Origin of the sequence: Nocardiopsis listeri (assembly GCF_020741345.1) — a bacterium.
GTDB classification, from domain to species: Bacteria; Actinomycetota; Actinomycetes; order Streptosporangiales; family Streptosporangiaceae; genus Nocardiopsis; species Nocardiopsis listeri_A.
In genome coordinates, this window is record NZ_DYZD01000179.1 from 1 (window position 1) to 4,489 (window position 4,489).

The following is a 4,489-nucleotide window of genomic DNA, read 5'->3' on the forward strand; positions in this document are numbered from 1 at the left end:
CCGCGTGCGGTGCGGGCGGCAACAATCACGCGGCGGGGAAGGAGGAAGAACCCACCCCCACCCCGCCCAACAACCCCTAATACCCACGACGCCCCACCAACCCACCCATAGGACGCAACCCCTCCGCCACCCATCCTCTCTCCACCCATCACCCCAGGCCGCGCCATCTAACGATGAGTGAACAACACGTCACCGACCGATAATCGACTGTTGGTCGGCAACTGGGTCCGTGTTCAGTCCCATCGACGAAGGTTGCTTTCCGTCGGTCCCCCGACCGGCTTCACCCCCGAGGCGACGGAGAGCAATCCGCATGCTCACGACACATTCCCAACATGCTCGAAATCCCTTCCCCCCACTGGCACGCCGCTGTTCTCGTGCCCTTCTCACCGTGTCGACGGCCGCGGTCGTCGTCGGAGCCCTCACGCTGGTGCCCGCCACCGCCTCGCCGGACCAGGCCCAGGACTGGGACGACATCGCCTACCGTGGCGCGATCGAGGTCGTTCAGGCCGAGGACGGCCCTGGGGACGAGTCGGTGCTGACCGGCAAGGTGTTCGTCGACTCGGACCGGGACAGCGCCAGTGACGGCGAGTCCGGGCTGGCCGGGGTCACGGTGACCAACGGCCGCGACGTGGTGCGGACCGACGACGAGGGCGAGTACGAACTGCCCGTCTTCGACAACATGACGGTGTCGATCACCCAGCCGTCCGGCTACCAGGTACCGGTGGACGAGTACAACGTCCCGCAGTTCCACTACAACCACCTGCCCGAGGGCTCCCCCGAACTGCGGTACGGGGGCATCGAGCCGACCGGGCCCCTGCCCGGCGCGATCAACTTCCCCCTGGTCGAGAGCGAGCTGACCGCCGAGGCGGCACAGAGCTGTGTCATCGCCGGTGACCTGCAGACCTATGACAAGCAGGAGGTCGAGTACGCCAGGGCAGGCGCCATCAAGGACCTGTCCGAACGTGACGACTACGCGGGTTGCGGCACTCTGTTCGTGGGCGACATCGTGGGCGACGACCTGTCGCTCTACCCCGACATCAAGGAACTGACCGCCGAGACCAACGGTCCCGCCCGGTTCCTGCCCGGCAATCACGACCTCGACTTCGACGCACCGAACGCCGCGCACTCCTTCGACACCTTCCGCGCGCAGTTGGCCCCCGTCTACTACTCCTACGACGTGGGCGACGTGCACGTGGTCGCGCTGAACACGGTCGACTACCCGTGCACGGCGGCCGAGGACAGCCCCGAGGGCATCGAGGAGCACTGCGCCGACCCGGAGGGAAGCCCGTCGTACAACGGCCGGATCAGCGACGATCAGCTGGACTGGTTGGAGAGCGACCTGGAGAACGTCTCGGACGACAAGTTGATCGTGGTCGCCGGGCACATCGGTCTGCTCAACTACGCCGACGAGAGCTCCCCGGTACACCAGGTCGACCAGGTCGTCCGGGTACACGAGCTGCTGGAGGGCCGTGAGGCCGTGGCCGTGTCCGGGCACAGCCACAGCATCGAGAACCTCAAGGCCGGCGACGACGTCGAGGGCTGGCGGGACCTCTTCGGTATCGAGGGGATTCCCTTCCCGCACATCACCGCGGGTGCGATCTCCGGTGACTGGTACTCCGGCGAGGTCGGCGAGGACGGCTACCCCACGGCGATCGGCCGCGACGGTGGCCGCCCCGGCGTGGTGACCCTGGACGTGGAGGGCGACGAGTTCCAGGAGCGTTACACCGTCACGGGCGAGTCCGACGAGGTGCAGACGCAGCTCGGTCTGAACAGCCCCACCTTCCGCGAGTGGTTCGACGAGCGCCAGGAGTGGAACGACGACCCCACCGGAGAGGCTCCCGAACTGGACGAGCCTTTGGTGCTCGACCGGGCCGACCTGGCCGACGGCACCTGGCTGACGACCAACTTCTTCCTGGGTTCCACCGGTTCGACCGTCGAGGTCGCCATCGACGGAGCCCCCGTGGAGGAGGCCACCCGCACCCAACTGATGGAGGGTGAGGACGTCAACGTCGGTGTCGAGTACTCCGACCCGTACGCGGTCGCCCAGCAGCTGGTGCACGGCGGCAGCCTCGCCGACCGGACCATGCACCTGTGGCGGTTCGACCTGCCCGGCGACCTCGAGGCCGGCGCCCGCACCGCCGAGGTGACCGCGACCGACTCCTACGGCCGCGAGTTCACCGACGTCCTCGAATTCGAGGTCGTCGAGGAGCGGTAGGGCTCCCCCGACGGACAAGGGTCGTCGCCGGTGTTCGATCACGGGCGACGGCCCTTCGTCGTGGTCGGGAAGCACCGCCTTGGGCCATCCTGCGCAGCACGGTTGTCGTCCGTGGTCTCGTGTATGGCCTCTGTCGCACCTGGAGTCGATGCCCCGGGTCGATCGCGCGCCCTGACCGGAGCTCCCGTAAGCTGACCTGCCGAACCGGGACGAACCGGACCGGCGATCCAGAGAGCTCCGAGAACCGCAACGTGAAGCGTCGAGCGCCCGAATGGGCGACCCTCTCCCCCAGGCGCGAGGTCCTCGCCGTCGTGCGCAGCGTTCCCGCCGCCGGGCGGCTGCTGGACGTCACCTCGCTGCTGGCCGACGAGCGGGTCGGGGTCACCTTCACCGTCACCCCCGGTTCGGCCTCCGAGTCCGGGATCGAATCCCTGCTGCGCGCCGCCGGTGTCGACGAGGTCCTGCCCTGGGAAGAGGCCCTGCGCACCCCGCACGACCTGGCGTTGGCCGCCAGCGCCAAGGGCGAACCGCACCGGGTGCCGGCCCCGCTGGTGCTCATGCCGCATGGGGTCGGACACAACCGACGGGTGGGCACCGCCCCGGGTTCGTTGGCAAGGGCCTCCGGGCTGGATCCGAGTGAACTCCTCCACGAGGGCGAGCCCATCGCGGCGCGATTCCTGTACTCGCACCGTGAGCAGCTCGAACGTCTCCATCGAGTGCTCCCGGCGGCCCGAGGCCGTGGTGTGGTGGTGGGCGATCCGGCCTTCGATCGGATGCTCGCCGCCGGCGGACGCCGCGACCGGTACCGGGAAGCCCTGAACGTGGACGACCGTCGGTTGGTGGTGGTCTCCTCCACCTGGAACCGGGGGTCGTTGTTGGGCGCGCGCCGCGACCTGGTGCGGGCCTTGCTCTCCGAGCTCCCCCACGACGAGTACCGGGTAGCGCTCATCGCCCACCCCAACGTGTGGCGTTCGCGTGGACGGGCCCAGTTGGAGCTGTGGTTGGCCGACGAGATCGAGGCGGGTCTGGCCCTGATCCCTCCGGAGGAAGGATGGCGCGCTGCCCTGATCGCCTCGGACGTGGTGGTGGGCGACGTGGGTTCGGTGACCTACTACGCGGCCGCCCTGGGCCGGCCGGTGCTGCTCGCGGCCTTCGACACCGCCGACATCGACCCGGCCTCGCCCCTGTTGGAGTTCGGTTCTCTGTTGCCGCGTCTGGGTTCGGGGCGCCTGGTCGAACAGGTGGACCTGGCGGCACGGTCGTCCGTGGCACCGGTGGCCGACCTACTCATCGAACACCACGGCGACTCGGCGTCCCGGCTCCGGACGGTGCTGTATTCACTGCTGGACCTGCCCGAACCCGAACGCCCCGCCTACTTTCCGCCCTTGCCCGACCTGGAACCTCAGGTCGACGACATCACCGCCTGGCGGATCGACTCGGAGGCCGTCAAGGGACCGGAGGGGACGGAGCTGCGTCTGCGACGTCACCCTTCGGCGGTGCCCGCCGGGCCGCCTGAGGAGGCCGCCACCCGCCCGTTGGTGGTGGACGCCGAGGACACCGCCCTCCCTCGCCGGGACGCCGCCGACGCATGGTCGCGTCGGCGGGTACGGGGTGAGGCGGACTCGGTCTCCTGGGTGAAGGAGCGGATCGCCTCCTACCCGCGTGCCCGGTCGGCGGTCGCCGCCCTGGACCGGCACTCCACACTGTTGTTGGACCGTTCCGGTGCGGCGATGCGGGTGCACGACGTACACGGCGACCACCCCCTGGACGCCTCCATGGTGGCGGCCGCCGCCGTGGCCTGGTCACGCCGGGCCCACCCGTGGCGGGCCTGGCACCACGGGTTGCCCGTTCGTGTGGGTGGGCGAACCCTGCGTCTGAAAGGCTCCCCCCCCCCGCCGGAATTCGCTTTTCTGGGGGATGTCGAGGAGGTCTCGGGCTATCGGTAGAGTTCGCGCCGGATCTGCGCCGACTCGGTTTCCAGGTGGTAATGTCCGGCCACCTTCCCCGCCCACTCCAACCGTTTGCGGGACAGGTCGTGTTCGCCCCGTGCGCGGTCCAGTTCGGCCAGGAGCCGCGCGCCCCGCACCTGTTTGACGGGGTCGGCCACCTGGACGAAGACCTCCAGGGCCGCCTCGGCCTTGCGCGCGGCCTCGTCGGTGCGGTCGATCCCGGCCAGGACCCGGGCCAGGAGCAGTCGAATCCGGGCCCGAAGCTGCTTCCAGTCGTCCACGACCCACCGTGCCCACCGGTCCGGGCTCTCCCTTCCGAGCTCGG

General features: G+C 69.5%; 2 protein-coding genes and 1 pseudogene. 2 read left to right on the forward strand and 1 reads right to left on the reverse strand.

Features of this window, described 5'->3' with window-relative positions; genetic code table 11:
- The first annotated feature begins 388 nt into the window (after nt 1-388).
- Together K8V84_RS09885 and K8V84_RS09890 are read left to right on the forward strand one after the other, a co-directional pair.
- A complete protein-coding gene (locus K8V84_RS09885; RefSeq protein ID WP_304073374.1) occupies nt 389-2,215 on the forward strand; it encodes a calcineurin-like phosphoesterase family protein in 1,827 nt (608 codons plus the stop codon).
- A 251-nt stretch (nt 2,216-2,466) separates the two neighbouring features.
- Nucleotides 2,467-4,161: a translation initiation factor IF-2 gene (locus K8V84_RS09890; RefSeq protein WP_304073376.1), complete on the forward strand. Its 1,695-nt coding sequence runs from the start codon at nt 2,467-2,469 to the stop codon at nt 4,159-4,161.
- Here K8V84_RS09890 and K8V84_RS09895 read toward each other — a convergent pair.
- A pseudogene (locus K8V84_RS09895) lies at nt 4,152-4,489 on the reverse strand (NB-ARC domain protein); the annotation flags it as partial. The gene K8V84_RS09890 and the pseudogene K8V84_RS09895 sit on opposite strands and share 10 nt — an antisense overlap.